Source organism: Parashewanella tropica (assembly GCF_004358445.1).
GTDB lineage: Bacteria > Pseudomonadota > Gammaproteobacteria > Enterobacterales > Shewanellaceae > Parashewanella > Parashewanella tropica.
The window spans coordinates 3496975-3517942 of the sequence record NZ_CP037951.1 but is presented as its reverse complement, the minus strand read 5'-3'; the positions used below and the strand labels follow the sequence as shown (position 1 = coordinate 3517942).

Sequence of the window (20968 nt, the reverse complement as noted above, 5' to 3'; positions counted from 1 at the left end):
AAATTTAGGACAACGCCTCTATGAGAATTGATGGTGCTAATACCGTAAACCTAAACACTCAAACTGAAAACCAATCAGTTAACGGTCAAGTGCATCCTGCCCATAATACAGCGGCCTTAGCGGCTGCTGAATTTGCTGAAGTTCAAGCTGAATCCATGCAGGAAGCCATGGATGATATTGGCTTAGGTGCAAGTAATTTTCTAAAAAAACTCTCCAGTAAAAATCAAAAAGACGAAACTCGCTTAAATACTCTCGAAGAGTTAGTCGCTAACTTAGAAGGCGAACAAGCAGAGGGTATGGCGACCTTAGCCAGTGAATTAGCTGCATTAAATGATGGTGATGCCATCTTGGCAAAAGTAGGCCAAATGAAAATGGATGCAGGCAATGTCATGTTATTGCTAGCAACCGTTATCTCATCAGGAGAAATGAGTAATCAAGTAAAAGAAAAGCTAAGGAAAAAGCTTCAAGAATTACTGTCCGAAGAAGGTGCCGAACTGGCCTTGATTGCTGCAATGGAAGGCTTGCCACTGGATCAAGCTGGACTCGAAAGTTTAAAAAGTCTTTACCAGCGTGCAGAGCATGGAGAGGCTGGGTTAGCAAAGTGGTTTAGCCATTTAAAAGATATGCCTGATAGACGTAAAAGGATACGAGTATTACTCAGAGCCTTGTCTAATTCTTTGAATGAGGACAACACTGGCACAGACATGGTGAAAATCGTCACTGTGATCGACGATTTAAGGCGGTTACTGATTTTTATGAGTATTGAAGAGCACTGTAATGTGTTGGCTCGCGCTTTTGAAGTAAAGTCCGCTGATGTGCTGTCAATCAGTTTGGAGTTGATTGAACAATCTTGGGTTTATGCCGAATGGCTGGAAGGCAAAATCAAGCCATTGATATTAGATGAAGAAAGACAGATCAGCTTCCTTAGGCGTTGGCGAGACTTATTACTGCAAATTCCAAATACTTGTTTTCGTGATCCTGAGCAGCAATCACATGTAGCAGATGCCATGATGGATTTGCTGGATAAATGGTGCGATGAAGAATAATGGACGAAATATTTATCATTTTCTCTGAGAAGTCCTAAGCTTATGAAAGTGTTTAATTTCCATACATATAGGCATTGATATTTATCATGGATCTGCGCTCATCCAGAAAGTTGGAAGAATTGTTTCAGTTACTTGAAAAGTGGCCAGTGACCATTGATGAGCAAATGGAATACCACTGGGAGCCTTATGGCGTGATGTTGGAAATGAAAGACGAACGCTTATTGATGACATCATGGCTATTAAACGGTCAAATTATGGACTTAAAACCCTGTTTGGCTCGTTGGCATCCTCAAATATTCATGGGTGTACCGCAGCGGTTGTTTTCAATAAAACAAAAACTGATGATCAGTTGCTTGTGTCCTACAAGCAGCGAAGGGAGAGATTGGTTTCAAATGTTGAAGTTGCAGCAACAATTTTTAGACAGGGTTGGTTACGGAGCTGATTCATGAACATGATCACTAACTGGCTTCATAAAATATCAGGACGCCATGACATTATTTTAGCTGTCATGCTCATGGTGGCGGTATTTATGATGATCATTCCACTGCCTACGCCTTTGGTTGATCTGTTGATTGCCATAAACCTAGCTTTATCTGTCATGCTATTGATGATTGCAATTTACATTCGTGATCCACTTGAATTTTCAGTATTCCCATCAGTGCTATTGGTCACCACCTTATATCGCTTAGCGTTAACTATCAGTACCAGTCGCTTGATCTTACTTCAACACGATGCAGGTGAAATCGTATTTACCTTTGGTAATTTTGTTGTGGGTGGTAATTTGGCCGTAGGTATTATTATCTTTGCCATTATAACCATTGTTCAGTTTATCGTGATCACCAAAGGTTCTGAGCGTGTGGCAGAAGTTTCAGCTCGTTTCTCATTGGATGGCATGCCTGGTAAGCAAATGAGTATTGATGGTGATATGCGTGCAGGAATGATCGACGCAAAAGAAGCCAAAAAGCTCAGAGCAAAAGTACAAAAAGAAAGTCAGCTTTATGGTGCAATGGATGGTGCTATGAAGTTTGTAAAAGGTGATGCGATTGCCAGTATTATCGTTATCTTCACAAACATCATTGGTGGTATTTCCGTTGGTGTACTTCAAAAGGGAATGACGGCATCAGAAGCCGTAAATACATATTCAATACTATCTGTAGGCGATGGGCTTATAGCACAAATTCCCTCTCTACTTATCTCGATTACAGCCGGTTTGATTGTAACTCGAGTGCCAGGTGAATCTAGACAAAATTTAGGTAAAGAAGTCGTTAATCAAATCACTAAGCAGCCATCATCATTACAAATGGCAGGCATAGTCATGATCACTTTTGCAGTGATCCCAGGTTTTCCTTGGTGGGTATTTGGTTCGCTTGGTTTTCTGACCTTTTTTACCACCTGGTGGTTAGGCCGTAAGCAACAAAAACAAAGTGAAGCCGGAGATGAAACGGTGCCGTTTGCAGAAGGGGACGAAGAAGCCTCTGATGATACAAAAATGCAACCTGGTGCTGTACCACTGATGCTTTATCTGGGCTCTGATACTCCACATCAGGGGATGAAAGAAAACTTACATCGTTTACGGTGGGCATTATTTGAAAAATTAGGTGTTCCTTTACCTGAAATTCAGCTGCAAGTGGTCAAAAAAGACATTGAAGGTCAATGTGATATTCATTTATATCAAGAGCCTGTACTTCAAGTTCAGCTTAAGCCTGAAGAAGTCTTACTCGATGTACCATTTACCGACATCGAAGCCAGACAAGAAACCATGGCATTTAATGGACAAAATTTATTTTGGATAAAAGAGCCGCAAATTGCTGAAGCTAAGCAACAAAATTTGACGATTGTTGAAGGTGAAGCGATTCCAACGTGTCTGATCAACAAAGTGGTTGACCGTTATATTGGTGAATTTATTGGTGTACAAGAAACGCGTTTCCTAATGGATGCCATGGAAAATAAATATGGCGAGCTTATTCGAGAGTTACAGCGCTTACTCTCGGTAGGTAAAGTTGCGGAAATTCTTCAACGTTTAGTCGAAGAAGGCATTTCTATTCGCGACCTACGGACCATCTTTGAGACCTTAGTTGAATGGGTTCCTAAAGAAAAAGATGTCATCATGCTTACCGAGTATGTACGAATTGCCTTAAGAAGGCATATAAGACGCAAATTTGCTACTCCTCAAGGCTGGATATCTGCGCTTATGGTTGGTGAAGGCATTGAAAATCTAATTCGAGAATCTATTCGCCAATCCACAGCGGGATCATACTCGGTACTTAATAGTGCTCAAACTCAACTTATCCTTAATGCCATAAAAGATTTATTACCTGATAATCAGCAATGTGCGTTATTGACCTCACTGGATGTTCGTCGTTACCTAAGAAAAATTGTCGAGAGAGATATGTTTAATACCCCTGTATTGTCATACCAAGAGTTAGGTGATGATGTGGAGATTAAGGTATTGGATCACGTTGATCTTGTGGGTGAAGCCCTTGATGAAGCCATGAATGCTTAATGAGAGGTAAGTGATGCAATTACCCAAGAAATCCACTCTAGTCAAAGCCATCGATGATGCGCTGTTTTTTAAGCCATACCAAATTGAAAGCATGGCACCAGCAGTACGTTTTTTTGGGCGAGTACAAGAAGTTGGAGCCACACTCGTACGCTCAACATTGGCAGGAGCACATCAAGGAGACTTGTGTGAGATTGCAGGGCATCTACACGCAGAAGTTATTGCAGTCAAAGAAGACGAAGCCATTTTATCACCATTTGATGCCACCACAGGTTTGCAAACTGATGAACCTGTCGAACTGTTAGGCCATGGTCATCAAATTGCGTTAGGAAATAGTTTACTTGGGCGAGTTGTAGATGGACTTGGTCGCCCTATTGACGAACATGGTGAGATTTCAGCTTCCGAAATTCGAGATAATCAAGGTGCAGCCCCCGATCCTCTTAGTCGCAGCTTGATCAAAGACGTTTTACCTATGGGAGTGAGAGCAATAGACAGCGCATTAGCTTGTGGTGTTGGGCAGCGTATTGGCATTTTTGCCGCCGCAGGGGGCGGTAAATCAACATTACTAGGGATGATAGCCTCAAGCTGCGAAGCCGAAGTCATTGTATTAGCCTTAGTCGGGGAGCGGGGACGTGAAGTACGAGAGTTTATGGAATATAACCTCTCAGCAGAAGCTCGAAAGCGAACGGTAATGGTGGTGTCTACTTCTGATAGGCCGCCACTTGAACGCATGAAAGCGACAATAACGGCTACAACTATTGCCGAATACTTCCGCGATCAAGGTAAAGATGTCCTACTGATGGTGGACTCGCTCACTCGTTTTGCTAGAAGTGCCCGAGAAATTGGTCTTGCCGCAGGTGAGCCCGCAGTTGCCAATGGTTTTCCGCCTAGTGTATTCGTAAAACTTTCATCGCTGGTTGAGCGTGCAGGTCCTGCCAAAGTAGGAAGTATTACTGGCATTTATACTGTGCTAGTAGAAGGGGATGATATGAATGAACCCATCGCAGATGAAGTTCGGTCTTTGCTCGATGGTCATATTGTCTTATCAAGAAAGCTTGCTGGTTCAGGCCACTATCCTGCTATTGATATTAACGCAAGTGTAAGCCGTGTAATGGATCAAATTGTCAGTCCTGAACAGCGCCAAGCCGCGGCCAAAATGCGAGATATGTTGGCTAAATATGAAGAAGTACAGTTACTTATTCGAGTTGGGGAATATGAATCAGGGCAAGATCCTGAAACCGATGAAGCCATTGCATTGCACTCAGGAATCATGAATTTCTTAAAGCAGGATATGAATGAGTACAGTTCTTACGATGAGACTCAAGCTCAGCTAGTCCAAGTGGTATCGCGATAAGGCCATACCATGAAAGATTCGGAACTGAATGGTAAAGATAAAAACACCATAAAACAGATTTTAAAAATACGGGCGCAAAAAGAAAGTAAATTACGACGTAAAATCAGTGATGTTAAGAAGCAAAAACAAGAACTAAAAGAACAACGTCAACAAACAATACGTGAGCGCCATAATCTCATTGAACAAATAAGAAATGGCAGCGTACCTAGTGAATCATTAGGGCATAGTGAACTGTCAGAATTCAAATTGCAGCAGGCAAAGCAATATCAACAAGAGCGAGAGTTGGCAGAAAAGGTGGTCAGTATTCAGCAAGAAATTCATGAAACTGACAACACCATCGAGCAACTTAACCGAGAAGTACTACAGTTAGTAAAGGATCAAGAAAAATTGCAGGCGGTGTGTGATGAGTAACTCCATTAACGTCAATCGTTCTGAGAATGTCCACTCAAGCGAGCATGAAACAAAAGAGAAAAAGGCCGATCCACAGTCGCGTGAAGTACGACACTTTAAGGAATTGTTCAATCCCTTCCGTCATAAACAAGATGAATTTGAGATGGAAAATAAAAATAAGGGGATTACTAAAAGCACAAAGTCGATTTTGAGTCATGATGGCGGCGTGTGTAAATTAGGCGGTGCAGAGGTTTCAAGGCAAGGTGACATGCTGTGCTATCGCTTGTTAAATGGCCCAATGACTGGACTTATTATTCAGGCAAATTATGACAAACGTGGAATACGCTTAAGTTTATTCCCCAAAAATGAGCGTCACGCTAAAGCCATTAAAAATGCTATGCCTAAAATAGTTGAAAATTTGCAAGGTCGGAAGCATCAAGTGCATATACATGTGCATGCGCCCAGAGAATAGAAAAGCTAAATATCATAAACATAGGAACACTGATGGAAAGCAGCGTACTGTTAGAAGTAAGCCGAGCGATAGGTAAAGGCCTTGAAGCGCAAAATTGCCGCTTAGAAATTAAATCTATTGGTGGTGACGGCATGTTTTGGCAGCACCAAAATCTTGCAGAAGGTATTGGTATATGGATCCCTCTCTCTGACTGGAAAAAATCGGTATCTGAATATACTGGGATATCGGTTCTTGACAAATTGCCCGAAGATTTTGTTCCCTGTATGAGTGCTGCTATTTTTGAGGTAGTAGGGCAATGGTTAGTGGAGTCAGTATCGGAAACGCCAAGCAGTTATACTTTGGAGCAGGATGTATATCCAATATTGACCCTTAATGGTATTCGCTGTGTTTTAGTTCGATGGCCAGTTAATGAATGGCAACCTATGGTGTCCCACTGGGCACCATGTATTACGGATTCACCCAGTGTTTCATTGAGTTTGATAGCGGGATATATTCCTCAAACTCAACCTCAACCAGATCTCCCCGAGGTTGGTAATGGTCTTTGGTTGGATTCTGAAACCGACATTGAACAAAGCCAAGCCATTCTTTGGTGGCAACGCCCTCTAGCTAAAGTGCGAATGCAAGATGATCCTGACTCTGAAGAAAAAGTAATGGTGATCGAAGAAGTCCTTACCGAAATTGATTTCCATTACCCTCCCTTATTAGCTGAACTTGCTAGTGTATCATTGAGCCTTGCTGATGTTGGTACTATGGCACAGGGAGATGGCATTCCTGTCAAATTTGTAAATCATGGGCAACTGAGTTTATGCCGTCAAACCGATGCGTCTCACAAAGAAAGCTTTGGAAATATTACTCTACTTAGAAGTCCTGATGGCTTGATTGCAAAGTTAATCTGAGCTTAGGTTTATTTAAAGTGTTGCGGCTGCCGCTTTTATCATTTCACGTATTTGATCCACAATTTGTTTCTCGGTATCGGCTTCATAACCTTTGATACGAGGTGTGTGGATATGGCCTACAGGAATAATATGATCAAATTGCTGCATCAATCGAATCGAACGGTAAGAAATTTCATTCGATAAATAACCACCACCAGAACCTTCAACCGAAGTCTGTTGTTGAAGAGCATGTAAGGATTTTGCTTCATGTTTTCCGCGTTCTAATGTTGTCACCTTATGGTTATCAATCACTTTCCATTTCCCTGAAACGGACTGCATGGCTTTTACTGGTAAAGTAAATTCGACAAATTGAGCACCATTTAGAGTTTGATTTTGTAAACGAGGAGCAAGCGGTTTTTCTTTGGTTGCTCCAGTATAAACATTTAAATTCCCCGGTGCTTTTGCACTGCGATTTAAACCCGGAAATCGCTCTAAATCAAAATGTTCACGCCCCATACTAACGGTAAAAATCATATCGGCTGTTTTATCTCTGAACGCTGGCGTAAAGATAGATTCAATTAACCCTTTATTGAAATCGGCAAAGCGCACTGGGATCATCATGGTTTCTATTTGAGCTTTTTTGCCATTCACTTCAAATTGAAAGCCATCTAAAGCGAGAGCGGTTAATCCAGATGGATTACTCTGAGCGATGTTCTTATCAAGAAAGAAAGGATCAAACCCCGTCAATAAGATTTTTATATCAACACTTTCACCGAAATGGACATCACTTATTCCTCTTGTGGCTGATTCAACGCCATTAAGCAGGACTTTTAGTTGCCAGTCAGGCCATTTAGCTTGCTGTTGATATTGTTTAAGCTGTTTACGCATTATAAGCCGTGACCAATACAAGCTACGGTCATCTTGGTGACCTGAGCGAATATCAGATACAGCCTGTTGCCAGAGTTGCTTAGCTTGCTGCGTGATCTTGTGAGTTAAGATGAGTTGGTTTTTTTCAGATAATACATCTTGAAAAGCATCAAGGTTAGTTTGATAGCGATTTACTACTTCAGCTATCTGCTGATTGGCTTTGGTCAGCCTAGTTTCTTCAACATCAAGTGAAGCAGCATTAATAGAAAAACTGGCTAACGCAGCTAAACTCAATTGCAAATAACGCAGCATGACTGTTCCTTAGTTCATTAAAATTTGTAATGACTCTTGGCTAGAAAAACGTTTAGCGAAGAAGTCTAAAAAAGTACTGATATTGGTTGCCAGTTGCCTACGACTAGAATAGACGCCATAAATTTTAGTGGCTTCAATCGGCCATTCTTGCAAAATGGGAATGAGAGTGCCATTGGCGAGTTCTTTTTTACAGCTGGTATTTGAAATCATCGCAATGCCAAAATCATCCATAGCCAGTTTTTTTACCATAGTCGTGCTGTTCACGCTTACTTTCTTTTGAAAACTAACCATGGTTTTTCGGGAGCCTTTGCCCAATGGCCAGATCGGTACAGAGCGAGAACTGCCCAGCATAATGCCTTTATGATTAGAGAGTTCCGCAGGCGTTGCTGGCGTACCATTGGTTTTTAAATATCCAGGGCCAGCAACTAAAATCGGTTGTCTTTCGAACAAAAGTCGAGCAACGAGGTCTGAAGATTGTAGCGGTCCATATTTAATTGCGATGTCGTAACCTTCTCCGACCAGTCCAACATCGTTGTCTGTAAACTGGATATCTAGGGTGACATTAGGATAAAGTCGCATAAATCCGCTTGCCAAGTTGGCAATCAGTTCCTGACTGAAGGAAACTGGGATGGCAATTCGCAATGAGCCAGAGACATCATTATGGGTGTTTTCGATGGTAGCTTTGGCTGCTTCGATTTCGTGACTGATACTGTCACAATGCTGATAAAACAGCGCCCCAACTTGAGTCAGGCTCAAATTGCGCGTATCTCTTTGTAATAATCGCACTCCAAGTTGCTCTTCGAGTTGAGCAACTTTACGACTAATGGTTGATTTTGGTAGCCCTGTATCTCGGGCGGCTTGTGAGAAACCCTTAGCACGAACTACGGCGGCAAAGAGCATCATCCCATTCAAATCAGGCATGTTTTTACCACTGTCTCAAATTTGGAACAAAGCGTCTAAGTCAGTTTAATGGCAATTTGAGATAGATAAAAGTTATATTTAACCTAATAAAAAAATCAGGTTCTGATGACGGGTGTCACAAATTCAGAAACCTAGAGGCTAGGATAAGCAGAGGATCTTAGGATGACCAGCAACAAACAGCCGGTAACGACGCAAAATCAAGGTGCTGACGTACTTTTTTTAAAGGCTGAGCATTTAGCCAACGACTTTTCACTGTTTCCAAAGCACAGCAAGCAGAGCTTGTCTGATGAAGTGAAAGGGCTGCTTGATGAAGACAGCATTCAGGCGAATTTAAAAAGCCTATCTTTACTGGATGTCGATGGATACGTCAGTAAAGTTATTCAACCGACCCAAGATAAAAACCGCCCAGGCGCTAAGCGCATGATCGCGGATCTCAAAGGTAAAATTGTTACCGAAAAATCAGTAGGGCCTTTTTACAGTGCAGAAGTAGAATTGCATTTTGGTACTCGCACTCGCCGTATTGGTTTTATCGCTCAAGAGCGCACCACGTCAAATGGCGCTTGGATGCCAGAGCACCACTTAGAAGCGTGTAAAGCAATCCGCCACTTCGCAGAGCTGTCGATGCCAATCGTCTATCTGATTGACACTCCTGGAGCGGATGCAGGTGAAGCGGCAAACAGCCAAAATCAAGCACACTCAATCTCTAAAGCGATTGCAGAAAGTGCCAACGTTGACGTACCAACGGTAGGTATTGTTATCGGTGCTGGATACTCTGGTGGTGCGATCCCATTAGCGGCTGCCAACATCCTTCTATCTCTGCGTGATGGTATTTTTAATACCATTCAGCCACAAGGTTTGCAAAGCATTGCTCGTAAATACAACTTGTCTTGGCAAGAATGTGCCAAGTCTGTGGGTGTATCTCCAGAAGAGCTATACAGTCACGGTTGTATTGATGGCATCGTTGATTTCACACCATTCGATAAAGATGAGCGTCAGCACAACTTACGCCGCGCTATTATCAGCTCGATTGAAGCGGTAGAAAAAGCGGCGATTGAATTCGTTCGCGATTCTGATGATTTACGTGAACACTATGACCGTTCATTAAACCGTTTCTTGAATCCATCGGATAGCCTACAGTCGTTAGAGCACAACGCTGAGCTTGAAGTCGCAAGTAACCCAACCATGCACCTTAACTTATTTGGTAGTGCATATCGTTACTTACGTTACCTAACGCTTCGTAGCCGTATTCATTCTATCCCTGGTGGTGAGTATGGTCGCTTGTCAAAAGTGAGCGTACCTGAAGGTGACTTACTGGCGCGTATCCAACAAGAGCAAGATAAAGTTTTCCAAACTTGGTTATCTAGCCCAGATAAAATCGTTTATGACGACGAGTTAAACAAACTTTGGGGAACGTTCACGTCTAAGCGTGAAGAGATCTCTGAAGAGCGTAACATGATCACCCGTTTGATTCTGGGTGAGCCAAAAGAGAACTACAAAAAAGCGCGTAAGGCGTTATTGTTCAACATTGGTTGGTCGCTATACCACCGTTGGAAAGGTAATGCAGCAAACAACTTTAAAGGGTTGATTGCGCACCTAGAAAACTTACCCGCAGACGTAACGCAAAAAGATTGGCCAGAGCTGAATCAGTTAACGGTTCTTGATGTAGTGGTTAATGATGAGCTGCGTGAAGACTTTATCTGGCAATGCTACAACATTCTTATTTTCAACTCTTTGTATGACAATGTTGTAGTTAACCTAGCCTCTATCGCTAAAGAAGCGATGATGGCGAAGAGCTTGTCTCGTGCGTCAGTGGATAACCTACTGCATACGTCTATCGATAAAGCGATTTCGACTCAAGATATTGCCAACGATAAGAGCAAATTCTACAAGTGGCTGAAGTACTTTATGTCTCAGTCTAACCGCGCTGAACTATTGACTCGCGTAGAGTCTTGGAAGAGTGTTGGTTTCCCACAATTGAACGACAGTTTGTTCGTAATTCTAACTTACTTCTTCGAGCGTCTATTGCCTGAATACTTTGACAGTGAAAACGATCAAAGTGCTTATACAGGTGCGATTAACCCAGTGCGTATCGGTCGTCGTAAAGACTTCTGGAACCGCCTAACCATGGGTTATCAAGACTTGCTTATCCAGAAAGTACTTCGTGATGAAAAACGTTCTGGCAAGATGAGCTGGGAAAACATTATTGGTAAGTTCTTCACTCAGTTTGATGAGCTTGATGCCGATAAGATGACCGCAAACCAACTGAACTTCCCAGGTTTCCGTTTATCGATTGAAGATGCATTAGACAAAGGCATTCGCCCTTGTGGTTTGATCACAGGTTTGGCTGACTTTGACAATAATGGTCAAAAGCAACGTGTTGGTGTCGCGGTTTCGAACACAGCATTCCAAGCAGGTGCATTTGATATGGCGAGTGCTGAGAAATTCAGCTCACTATTGATTGAGTGTGCTAAGCGTAAACTTCCTGTTGTGTGCTTTATCAGCTCAGGTGGTATGCAGACAAAAGAAGGTGCTGCGGCACTATTCTCAATGGCTGTAGTAAACGACCGTATTACTCGATTTATCCGTGATAACGAACTTCCTGTGATGATGTTCGGTTACGGTGACTGTACGGGTGGTGCACAGGCAAGTTTCGTAACTCACCCATTAGTGCAAACTTATTACCTATCTGGTACTAACATGCCGTTTGCGGGTCAAATGGTGGTTCCTGCTTACTTACCATCAACCTCAACACTATCGAACTACTTATCTAAAGTACCGGGTGCGATGAACGGTCTAGTAAGTAACCCATTCAGCGATACATTAGATGCGCAGCTAACAAGCATTGACCCATTGATGCCACTGCCTAGCCAAGAGATCAATGACGTTATCTCAAGTGCGTTCTCTACGCTTGTTCCAGAAGTACAAGCAGAAGAAGAAACCATTGAGCAAGACGATCCTCGTGCACTGATGAAGCCAATGGATAAAGTCCTTATCCATGCTCGTGGTTGTACGGCGGTTAAACTTATCCGTAAAGCACACGACAACGATATCAATGTGGTATTGGTGGCGTCAGATCCAGATATGACCGCTGTTCCAGCAGAAATGCTAAAAGAGAACGACAAGCTAGTTTGTATCGGCGGTAATACTTCTGATGAATCATACCTAAACGCGTATTCAGTACTGAAAGTAGCTGAATATGAAAAAGTAGACGCACTACACCCTGGTATTGGTTTCTTATCTGAAAGCCCACAGTTTGCGGCACTTTGTGTAAACAATGGCGTTAACTTTGTTGGTCCAAGCGTATTGTCGATGACGACCATGGGTAACAAGTCGAATGCGATTAAGACTTCACAAGCGCAAAACGTTCCAGTAGTACCTGGATCTCACGGTATTTTGAACAACGCTGAGCAAGCGGTGAACGTGGCTAACGAAATCGGTTACCCAGTGCTGCTTAAAGCCGTACAAGGTGGTGGCGGTAAAGGTATTCAGGTCGTTGAAAAACCAGAAGACATGATCTTCTTGTTCCAAAAGACCTCTACCGAAGCAGCCGCAGCCTTTGGTAACGGTGACTTATACCTAGAGAAATACGTAACCTCACTACGTCACATCGAAGTTCAGCTGTTACGTGATAAGTTCGGTAACACTAAAGTACTGGGTATTCGTGATTGTTCTGTACAGCGTAACAACCAAAAAGTGATTGAAGAGTCTGAGTCAACCATGCTTCCTGCTGAATTGAAGCAGAAAGTGATGGATTATACTCGTGCTCTTGGTGATGCGACGGACTACATGGGCGCAGGTACGGTTGAGTTTATCTATAACCTAGACGCCAACGAAGTGTACTTCATGGAAATGAACACTCGTCTACAGGTAGAGCACCCAGTTACCGAAGCAACCTCTTGCATCGATATCGTAAGCGCGCAGTTTGATGTTGCGGCGGGTAACTCAATTGCAGAACTTGAGCCAAAAGAAGTTGGCTATGCAATGGAACTTCGTATCACGGCTGAAAAAGCGGCGTTAGACAGCGAAGGCGTTCTTCAGTTACTACCAAACCCTGGTATGATCACTGAGTGTAACTTCCCAGAGCGTGACGATATTGAAATCATCTCGATTGCAGCAACCGATAAAGAAGTATCACCATACTACGATAGCTTGATTGCACAGGTGATCATGCGTGGTGAAAGCCGTGAGCAAGTGATTGATCAGTTTATTGAGTACTTAGATCAAGTGGTGATCAAAGGCATCGCAACCAACATTCCATTGTTGAAGCGTATTCTGAAAGACAACACTTTCCGTCAAGGTGTTTACGATACTAATTATCTACCTCGCCTAATGGCTGAGCTTGACATTCCTGCTCTAATCGAAGAAATGGAAGCCGCAGCTGAAACGGCTGGAGTATCAACTGAATCACTACGTGTTGGTGACAGTAATGAGCTGAAAGTACTGTCACAAGGTGCCGGTATCTTCTATACCTCTCCAGCGCCGGGTGAGCCAAACTTTGTCGAAGAAGGTGACATTGTTACTGCCGATCAAACTCTGGCATTAACAGAAGCAATGAAGATGTTCTCGCAAGTGAACTTGGCAAGCTTCAATCGTAAAGATGCTGTGTTGTACCCAGAAGATAAGAAATACCGTATCGAGCGTATTTTGAATACTAACGGTCAGCAAATCTCACAAGGTGACTTGATGTTTGTAGTATCGCCGGTAGAAGAGTAATTCATTACTTATTTACAAGAGAAATCCCCAGCTTAGCCTGGGGATTTTTTTATGAGACAATTTTGGTTAAAACGTCATGAGTCAGTACTTCAGTTTTAAGACAGTTTAATAGTTGAAGAATAAAAGCTTCATCGTATTTGTTTGTTGTGTAAACAGTTTTGTCAGGTACTGGGAATCCAACTCTTGCCGATAAAATATAAGCTAAATGATGCTGATGATGCTTTAGTTTTTCAGCATGATACTCTTTTTCCCGATTTTTCGCTTCATCATCACTGAAAGGCAAGTCAGCTAGCTCGGGAAGCTGCTCAGCTTGTTCAGCTATGAGTCTTGTTAAAGCTGGTGAGGTACTAATCAAGTCAAAAACTTGATCTGATAAAGAACTATAAAAGTAGGCTTCTGTAACCAGTGTTGTTAGTTGTTGGTTCATCCTTTTTAGATCGTTGACTATATGCGGATTTTCAATATTGAAATCTGCAAATTGAAGTTCAATGATTTCGGCTTTGTTGATGTTGCCGTATTGTACATATCTATCATTTTTAGAGAGTTCATCTAAGCTCTTCAATTGCAAGCAAAACTCGCCAAAAAGTTGGGTGAAGTGAGCTTCAGGAACCCCCGTTGGCGCATTTTCTACACACTCTAACATGTATATTAATGACTGTAATTTATCTGTAGTTGAGGGCTGACCCCATAAAAGGCACTGCAAGGTACCTAACTGCGAGTGCAATTCTGATTTGATTGTGGCGAACTCTGGACGTTGGGTAAATTCTCTAATATTCATTTGGGTGGGGTCAAAATGAGTCACTAGAGTTGCACTTTGCAAAGTGTGTGATTGGTTTCCCGTAGCTAGAACTTCTGCTGCCATAGTATTGATTTGCGTGATTTTAGGTGACCATATTATGTTCAGTTAAGGTTCTAATCGAAATGAAATGTAAAAACTAATTAATCTTCATGCGTACAGTAACTTTTAATATTAAAAGGGTTATCTATCGTGATAAAAAGTCTCTCTGCTAGATCCTTGTGGGTAGAGAAAATGAGAAGTGATTGTCGGTTTCAATACAATTAAGCAAATCCCCAAGCAAATGTTGGGGATTTTTTATGGATTTAAACAATCACACCATTAGGAAATACGTTGGTTTTTACACAATTGAGAAGTTGTAGTATTAGAGGATTAAAGTAGACAGGTAGAGTATCTGGTGTCTCAGATTGTGTGAATCCGATTCTATCAGATAATACATAAGCTAAATGATCTTGATGTTGTTTGATCTTTTGATCTTTATGTTCTTGTAATTGCTGACTGTAGTCATCTATTGGGTTAGGTGAAAACTCACTAAAATCAGGCAATTGATCTAAATTGTCTATAATAGCTGCTTGTAAGTCTTCAGACTGGGTCAGCATTCTGAATGCTTTTTCTGATAGTTCCTCAAATTGGTGAGCCTCTAAATTTAAGGTGTTGAGTTGTTGGTTTATTCTTTTTAAGTCATTAGCTAGATGTGGATTATCAATATTAAAATCATCAATTTGTTGCTCTAGTAACTTAAACTTGCTAATTCCATCATGTTCAACAAATGTTCCGTCATTAAAAAGCTGATCAAACTTTGTCATTTCTACACAAAACTCACCAAATAGTGCTGCAAATGTATGGTCTTGAATTTCAGAAGGTGCGTCTTTAACAAGTTGAATTAAACGCTCTAATTTCTCTAATTTTGTTTGATCTAAGCCTCCTTCGGATAATGTGGAACTTAGTGAATTTAAATGAGCAAGTAGCTCACTTCTGATTGTTTTAAATCCAGTGCGTTGAGAAAACTCCTTCACAGTCATTGTATTTGGGTCAAAATAATCTGCGGAAGTCTGGGCTTGCCAATTAATTTGAGGGGGTTGCGGAGCTGCAGTTAAGGAAGCTTCGGTAGCCATAATCGTGACTCATGTGGGTTAAGGAAGCCTCATTATGCGTTGCAGAATTTGCATTCGGAATGAAAGATAAAAACAAATTAATCATCTTGTGTACAGTAACGTACAGATTTTAAAGGTGATTGTATGACTTTATCAGGGTTTCATGTATTTCGAGTAACAAAAAAATCCCCCTTTGACATTTATATAAAAGGGGGAATTGACCGGAGAGTCACTAACTTTTAACCAGACTTGGTTTTTGAGTGGAAATTCTATCTTCGTCATTCCATTTTTGAACGGCGGTAAATAGCGGAATTAATACTGAACTGATCATACCAAGTAGCATAAACATTTCGGCATTTGAAAATGAAAAACTCATGGCGCCAAGTTGTTGGGCGATTAAATAAGCCGTTGCTGGAGCGGTGATTGCGAACAGGAGTTGTAGCCATACAGATTGAGACAACCATTGAAGAAATGGTTTTACACTGATGGCGAAACTGAGCCAAATAGCCCACATCCAGAATGGGATCACAGAACTGTTATGTTCAAAAGCACTGTAATGTCGATATTGGATCACGTCTAAATGCATAAGAATGTTATCGGCCAAGCCACCAACGACAACGATAAATAAGATCAAATTAAGATCTAATATGGATTTGTTTTTAAAAAAGTAGAGTACTGAAAATAGTACGACGAAGGGAACGGCTGCGTTGCCAAACACAACACAAGCTAGCCACAAAATACTGAATATTAATAGGTTGTACAACATAACCACACCTCATCCTTAATTGTGGAGTTATGTATCTTACGCTTTGTGTTGAGCAAAGGATCACTTTGTCCTTTGCTCGGTTTGGCGTTGCCTATTTGGCAAAGCTGTATTGCAAGCTGATGCTGCGTCCGTAATTATCAAACATGGAATGATTGATAAAATCGATTTTATCCAGTGACTTTGACGATACTTTAGTTTCGCCTTTTTTCACGGCAAAGCGTTGGCTACCTGGTGAGTTAATATCAGAAACCCAAATGTCAGTATCAATCCATAGTGGTGATGATGGTTTCCACTCATAGCTGAAGCTGCCAGCGTCACGGTCTAGCTTTTCCATTTTAGGCAATGCTAATACATCTCCTTCGGCATGGGTTTTACCAATAGATAAGGTTTCAACATAAACCGCTTCATTGTTTTTCATGTATTTGATGGTGTAGTTCGCATTATCTTTAATGCCTCCACTAACTGGGTAACCATCGATGACTAAACTTCTTAGCGCGCCCCAAGGTTGTTTCACTTGGCTTGCTGCTAAATGACATCCAGTGATCTCGCCGTCTTTTACTTCTTTATAAATCTTATCAATAACCAGTTTGTCATTAATGCCTTCACCAGTGATTTCGATAGTATCGAAAGTGGAAATATAGTCTTTGATATCCACCAATTTTAAACCGGGCACAAACCAACTCACATTGTCATATTTGGAAGGGATAGCCTTACATTTATTCAAGTTTGGGAAACCATTAACGCCAATCGCTAATGTTGGTGTTTTATCTGTTTCATTAGCCTTAATTGACAACTTAGTCGTCAGAGCAATATTAACTGGTAAGTCTAGTTTTTGCCCCAAGAACTTAATTTTACCTTCAGCATTTTTACTAAACCAAGCTCTAGCACGCCCACCACTAGCAAATTTTGATTTCTGGAAATGCTCAGTGAATGCTACTAAATATTGATCACCAGTCACTTCAAGAAGAGATAAATCTCGGTAGTGTTCAATAGCATCGGTTTCTTCACCAACGATTTCTTCTTTTTGTTGCCAAATTCCTTCAGGTGTCGTCTCACCGTACCACTTAGCATCAGGGTGTAGGTAAGTCTTATATTTTGCTGAGTCTTGCTCAATCAGCATACTTTCGAGAATTTTATCCGCTTTAGCGATGAAGGATGCCGTTTGCGCCACTTCATTTTGCTTTGAGTCGTCCACTAAGGTTTTGTTACCCCAGTTTTCGTTATAGTTGAGAGTGATGCTTAATTGAGTATCCGGCTTATAAGTGACGATAGCTTTATCGGCTAAAAAGGTGATATCCAATAAATCCAGCACTGAATCAAATTCTGTGTAGTTAGCATCAAATTTTGAAGATAAGAAATTAAAGTCGGCATCGACTTTTGCTGCTTTTAAAAGCGTGCTTAATACCGATTTTAACTCTTGCTGCGCTTCATTAACTTTTTCAGCAGTAAAATCAGCTTTGTAATCCTCAAAGTTTGTATAAACGTCAGCTGCCGATTTGGCTGTAATGCGAGATATCACTAACTGTGTTAGTGGTGTAACATTCGCGATGCCATTTTGTTTTTGGTTTTCAAGTAAAAGTGAATAAAGTACATGACTTTTGCCTGCTGCGGCACCAACCACTTTGAGCAGTGCAGGTGCTTTAATTTGCTTCAACGCTTTTTGCTCAAATTTACCTTCTTTAGTTGTTACAAGCTGATATTTTTTTCCGCTGGCATCAATAATTTCTAGCTGTCCTAAAATTGGGGCACCAATAGCCGATGTACCCGTTAGTGCTTCAGCGGCTGGCGGTGGAGTAGGCTTTGACGGTGTTGAAGGCTTGTTGTCACTACCGCAAGCACACAAAAATGAAATGGTGGCGGCAATCATTGTATATTTTAAGATTTGCATAAAAACTCTAACTGGGCGGAAAAGCCGCTCATTATAGGGATCAAGTTTTTCTTGTAATCTGTCGTTTGTATGATTTGTGATCGCGTTAAAAATATTATTAATCGTATATATTTGAGTGTGAGTAAACTTCTAATTTTGAGCTTATTTTCGACTAAAAAGTGAGAAAGTCTCGCTTTTGTCTATAAGACGATAATGACCTCCATGAGCTTTTAAGATGCAATAATTGCTATAAAGAAGAAGTAAGTGCGTGATTACAATTGCGAATGGGTGTGGAAATGTACCTTCTTAATAAAATCAATGGATTTAGCTCAATTTAGACTATGTAATAAAAAAAAGTTTCAGAAAAGTAATTCTGTAAGGTTATGTTTATAAAGGCTTATTTTTGTTGGTGTTATGTGCCTAGCGTTAGAATCGCTAAAATTTGCACTAGCTAATTGCGCCTGTGCCCGTTCCACTTTACAATATGCGCCCTAGGGATCGTGTCGAAATAATTTACCCATTTGCTGCCGTGCATTTTCTGGTGTTGCAAGGCGGAGAGTGCGACGTGTAGTTATTCTACATGAGCGCTCGACAACGCAGCATCAGCTGAAAATGAGCGCAGCCCAAAGGGTTACGCTTAAAATTGACACACTCGGCGTTACTCATCAATCGCTTAGTTTACTAAGCTTCATGATTCGTGCCTTGATTTTGTCAATTTTCAGCAGTAACAAATTGGCAAATTATTTCGAAACGATCCCTTTATTCTGATGTGTGGTGTGTCGGTTATTCGCATACTCCGTCTACTTCTTAACCTAACTAGATTAAAGTTGAATCATGGCTGACTTATCAAAATACAGAAATATTGGTATTTTTGCTCACGTTGATGCGGGTAAAACTACTACCACTGAGCGTATTCTTAAGCTTACCGGTAAAATCCATAAAATCGGTGAGGTTCACGATGGTGAATCTACTACTGACTTCATGGAGCAAGAAGCTGAGCGTGGTATTACCATTCAGTCAGCGGCTGTTACTTGTGAGTGGAACAAGCACCGTCTAAACGTAATTGACACTCCTGGACACGTTGACTTCACTGTTGAAGTATATCGTTCTCTTAAAGTTCTCGATGGTGGTGTTGGTGTATTCTGTGGTTCTGGTGGTGTTGAGCCACAATCAGAAACTAACTGGCGCTATGCGAACGAATCTGAAGTTGCTCGTATCATCTTCGTAAACAAGTTAGACCGTATGGGTGCTGACTTCTTACGTGTTGTTAAGCAAACTAAAGACGTTCTAGCGGCTAACCCATTGGTAATGGTATTGCCAATCGGTATCGAAGACGAATTCAAAGGCGTTGTAGATCTACTTTCTCGTAAAGCTTACGTTTGGGATGAAACTGGACAAGCTGAGAACTACAGCGTTGAAGACATTCCAGCTGACATGGTTGACATGGTTGAAGAATACCGTGAGCAACTGATCGAAACTGCTGTTGAGCAAGATGACGATCTAATGGAAGCTTACATGGAAGGTGAAGAGCCTTCTATCGAAGACATCAAGCGTTGTATCCGTACTGGTACTCGTACTATGGCGTTCTTCCCAACTTACTGTGGTTCTGCGTTCAAGAACAAAGGTATGCAGCTTCTACTTGACGCTGTTGTTGATTACCTACCAGCTCCACAAGAAGTTGATCCACAGCCTCTAACTGACGAAGAAGGTAACGAGACTGGCGAGCACGCTATCGTTGACGCTGATGAGCCTCTAAAAGCACTTGCGTTCAAGATTATGGATGACCGTTTTGGTGCGCTTACTTTCGTACGTATCTACTCTGGTCGTATCAAGAAGGGTGACACCATTCTTAACTCTGCAACAGGTAAAACTGAGCGTGTTGGCCGTATGGTTGAGATGCAAGCAGACGAGCGTAACGAACTAGATTCAGCTCAAGCGGGTGACATTATCGCTATCGTGGGTATGAAGAACGTGCAAACTGGTCACACTCTATGTGATCCTAAGCACCCATGTACTCTTGAAGCTATGGTATTCCCAGAGCCAGTAATCTCTATCGCTGTATCTCCAAAAGATAAAGGTGGTAGTGAGAAAATGGGTATCGCAATCGGTAAAATGGTTGCAGAAGATCCATCTTTCCGCGTTGAAACTGACGAAGATTCAGGTGAAACCATCCTTAAAGGTATGGGTGAACTTCACTTAGATATTAAAGTTGATATCTTGAAGCGTACTTACGGTGTTGACCTAATCGTTGGTGAGCCACAAGTAGCTTACCGTGAGACTATCACTCAAATCGTTGAAGATTCTTACACTCATAAGAAGCAGTCTGGTGGTTCTGGTCAGTTTGGTAAGATCGACTATGTTATCCGTCCAGGTGAGCCAAACTCAGGCTTCACGTTCAGCTCTTCAGTAGTTGGTGGTAACGTACCTAAAGAATTCTGGCCTGCAGTTGAGAAAGGCTTCGAGTCTATGATGGCTACTGGTACCGTTGCTGGTTTCCCTGTACTAGACGTTGAAATGGAACTAACTGATGGTGCATACCACGCAGTTGACTCTTCAGCTATCGCGTTCGAAATCGCTGCTAAAGGTGCATTCCGTCAATCTATGCCAAAAGCTGGCGCACAGCTTCTTGAGCCTGTGATGCACGTTGACGTATTCAGCCCAGAAGACAACGTAGGTGACGTAATCGGTGACCTTAACCGTCGTCGTGGTATGATCAAAGACCAAATGGCAGGCGTAACTGGTGTTCGTATTAAGGCTGACGTACCGCTTTCAGAAATGTTCGGTTACATCGGTTCTCTACGTACAATGACTTCTGGTCGTGGTCAGTTCTCTATGGAGTTCTCACACTACGCTCCATGTCCTGCAAGCGTTGCTGAAAAAGTAATTGCTGACGTTAAAGAAAGAGAAGCAAACAAGTAATTGTAGCTTTTACTCTGTAACGATAAAAACCGCTGATTCTTAATAGATTCAGCGGTTTTTTTATGAATCAAATTTA

15 protein-coding genes are annotated in these 20968 nt (G+C 41.6%); 9 read left to right on the top strand and 6 right to left on the bottom strand.

The genetic code is table 11. From position 1 onward, the window contains the following. Positions 1 to 20: 20 nt before the first annotated feature. The 7 genes from E2H97_RS15510 (at position 21) to E2H97_RS15480 (ending at position 6658) form a co-directional block, all read left to right on the top strand. Positions 21 to 1046, top strand: coding sequence for a TyeA family type III secretion system gatekeeper subunit (locus E2H97_RS15510; protein ID WP_133407973.1), 1026 nt, complete (start codon positions 21 to 23; stop codon positions 1044 to 1046). Between the two features lie 86 nt (positions 1047 to 1132). Further along, positions 1133 to 1495 carry a type III secretion apparatus gene (locus E2H97_RS15505; RefSeq protein ID WP_133407972.1) on the top strand — a complete coding sequence of 121 codons (363 nt, stop codon included), beginning with the start codon at positions 1133 to 1135 and terminating at the stop codon, positions 1493 to 1495. Further along, a complete protein-coding gene (locus E2H97_RS15500) occupies positions 1492 to 3549 on the top strand; it encodes an EscV/YscV/HrcV family type III secretion system export apparatus protein (RefSeq protein WP_133407971.1) in 2058 nt (685 codons plus the stop codon). The genes E2H97_RS15505 and E2H97_RS15500 overlap by 4 nt, the downstream gene beginning before the upstream one ends. A 13-nt stretch (positions 3550 to 3562) precedes the next feature. Beyond that, entirely contained in the window at positions 3563 to 4900 is a 1338-nt protein-coding gene (locus E2H97_RS15495; RefSeq protein WP_133408674.1) for an EscN/YscN/HrcN family type III secretion system ATPase, read from the top strand. A 9-nt stretch (positions 4901 to 4909) separates the two neighbouring features. Beyond that, on the top strand, positions 4910 to 5311 hold the full coding sequence (locus tag E2H97_RS15490) for a hypothetical protein (protein ID WP_133407970.1): 402 nt from the start codon (positions 4910 to 4912) through the stop codon (positions 5309 to 5311). Then, complete coding sequence (locus E2H97_RS15485) at positions 5304 to 5762, top strand: hypothetical protein (protein WP_133407969.1); 459 nt, start codon at positions 5304 to 5306, stop codon at positions 5760 to 5762. Before E2H97_RS15490 ends, E2H97_RS15485 begins: the two co-directional genes overlap by 8 nt. 32 nt (positions 5763 to 5794) lie before the next feature. Next, positions 5795 to 6658, top strand: a complete 864-nt coding sequence (locus E2H97_RS15480) for a hypothetical protein (protein ID WP_133407968.1) — start codon at positions 5795 to 5797, stop codon at positions 6656 to 6658. Between the two features lie 12 nt (positions 6659 to 6670). On the opposite strand, the gene E2H97_RS15475 is transcribed toward E2H97_RS15480, so the two are convergent. Beyond that, entirely contained in the window at positions 6671 to 7816 is a 1146-nt protein-coding gene (locus E2H97_RS15475) for a hypothetical protein (RefSeq protein ID WP_133407967.1), read from the bottom strand. Positions 7817 to 7825: 9 nt separating this feature from the next. Then, positions 7826 to 8737, bottom strand: coding sequence for a LysR substrate-binding domain-containing protein (locus E2H97_RS15470; protein ID WP_133407966.1), 912 nt, complete (start codon positions 8735 to 8737; stop codon positions 7826 to 7828). Between the two features lie 162 nt (positions 8738 to 8899). On the opposite strand from E2H97_RS15470, the gene E2H97_RS15465 reads away from it, so the two are divergent. Continuing rightward, complete coding sequence (locus E2H97_RS15465; protein WP_133407965.1) at positions 8900 to 13450, top strand: ATP-binding protein; 4551 nt, start codon at positions 8900 to 8902, stop codon at positions 13448 to 13450. A 49-nt stretch (positions 13451 to 13499) separates the two neighbouring features. On the opposite strand, the gene E2H97_RS15460 is transcribed toward E2H97_RS15465, so the two are convergent. The 4 genes from E2H97_RS15460 to E2H97_RS15445 form a co-directional block, all read right to left on the bottom strand. Then, positions 13500 to 14312, bottom strand: coding sequence for a hypothetical protein (locus tag E2H97_RS15460; RefSeq protein ID WP_133407964.1), 813 nt, complete (start codon positions 14310 to 14312; stop codon positions 13500 to 13502). A 239-nt stretch (positions 14313 to 14551) separates the two neighbouring features. Continuing rightward, positions 14552 to 15361, bottom strand: a complete 810-nt coding sequence (locus tag E2H97_RS15455) for a hypothetical protein (RefSeq protein WP_133407963.1) — start codon at positions 15359 to 15361, stop codon at positions 14552 to 14554. Positions 15362 to 15572: 211 nt separating this feature from the next. Continuing rightward, a complete protein-coding gene (locus E2H97_RS15450) occupies positions 15573 to 16106 on the bottom strand; it encodes a DUF2878 domain-containing protein (protein ID WP_133407962.1) in 534 nt (177 codons plus the stop codon). 91 nt (positions 16107 to 16197) lie between these two features. Continuing rightward, the gene (locus E2H97_RS15445) at positions 16198 to 17994 is read right to left on the bottom strand and encodes a hypothetical protein (protein WP_133407961.1); all 1797 of its coding nucleotides are present in this window, start codon (positions 17992 to 17994) and stop codon (positions 16198 to 16200) included. 813 nt (positions 17995 to 18807) lie between these two features. Between E2H97_RS15445 and fusA the strand changes: the two genes are divergently transcribed. Further along, on the top strand, positions 18808 to 20892 hold the full coding sequence (gene fusA, locus E2H97_RS15440) for an elongation factor G (RefSeq protein WP_133407960.1): 2085 nt from the start codon (positions 18808 to 18810) through the stop codon (positions 20890 to 20892). Positions 20893 to 20968: the final 76 nt, after the last annotated feature.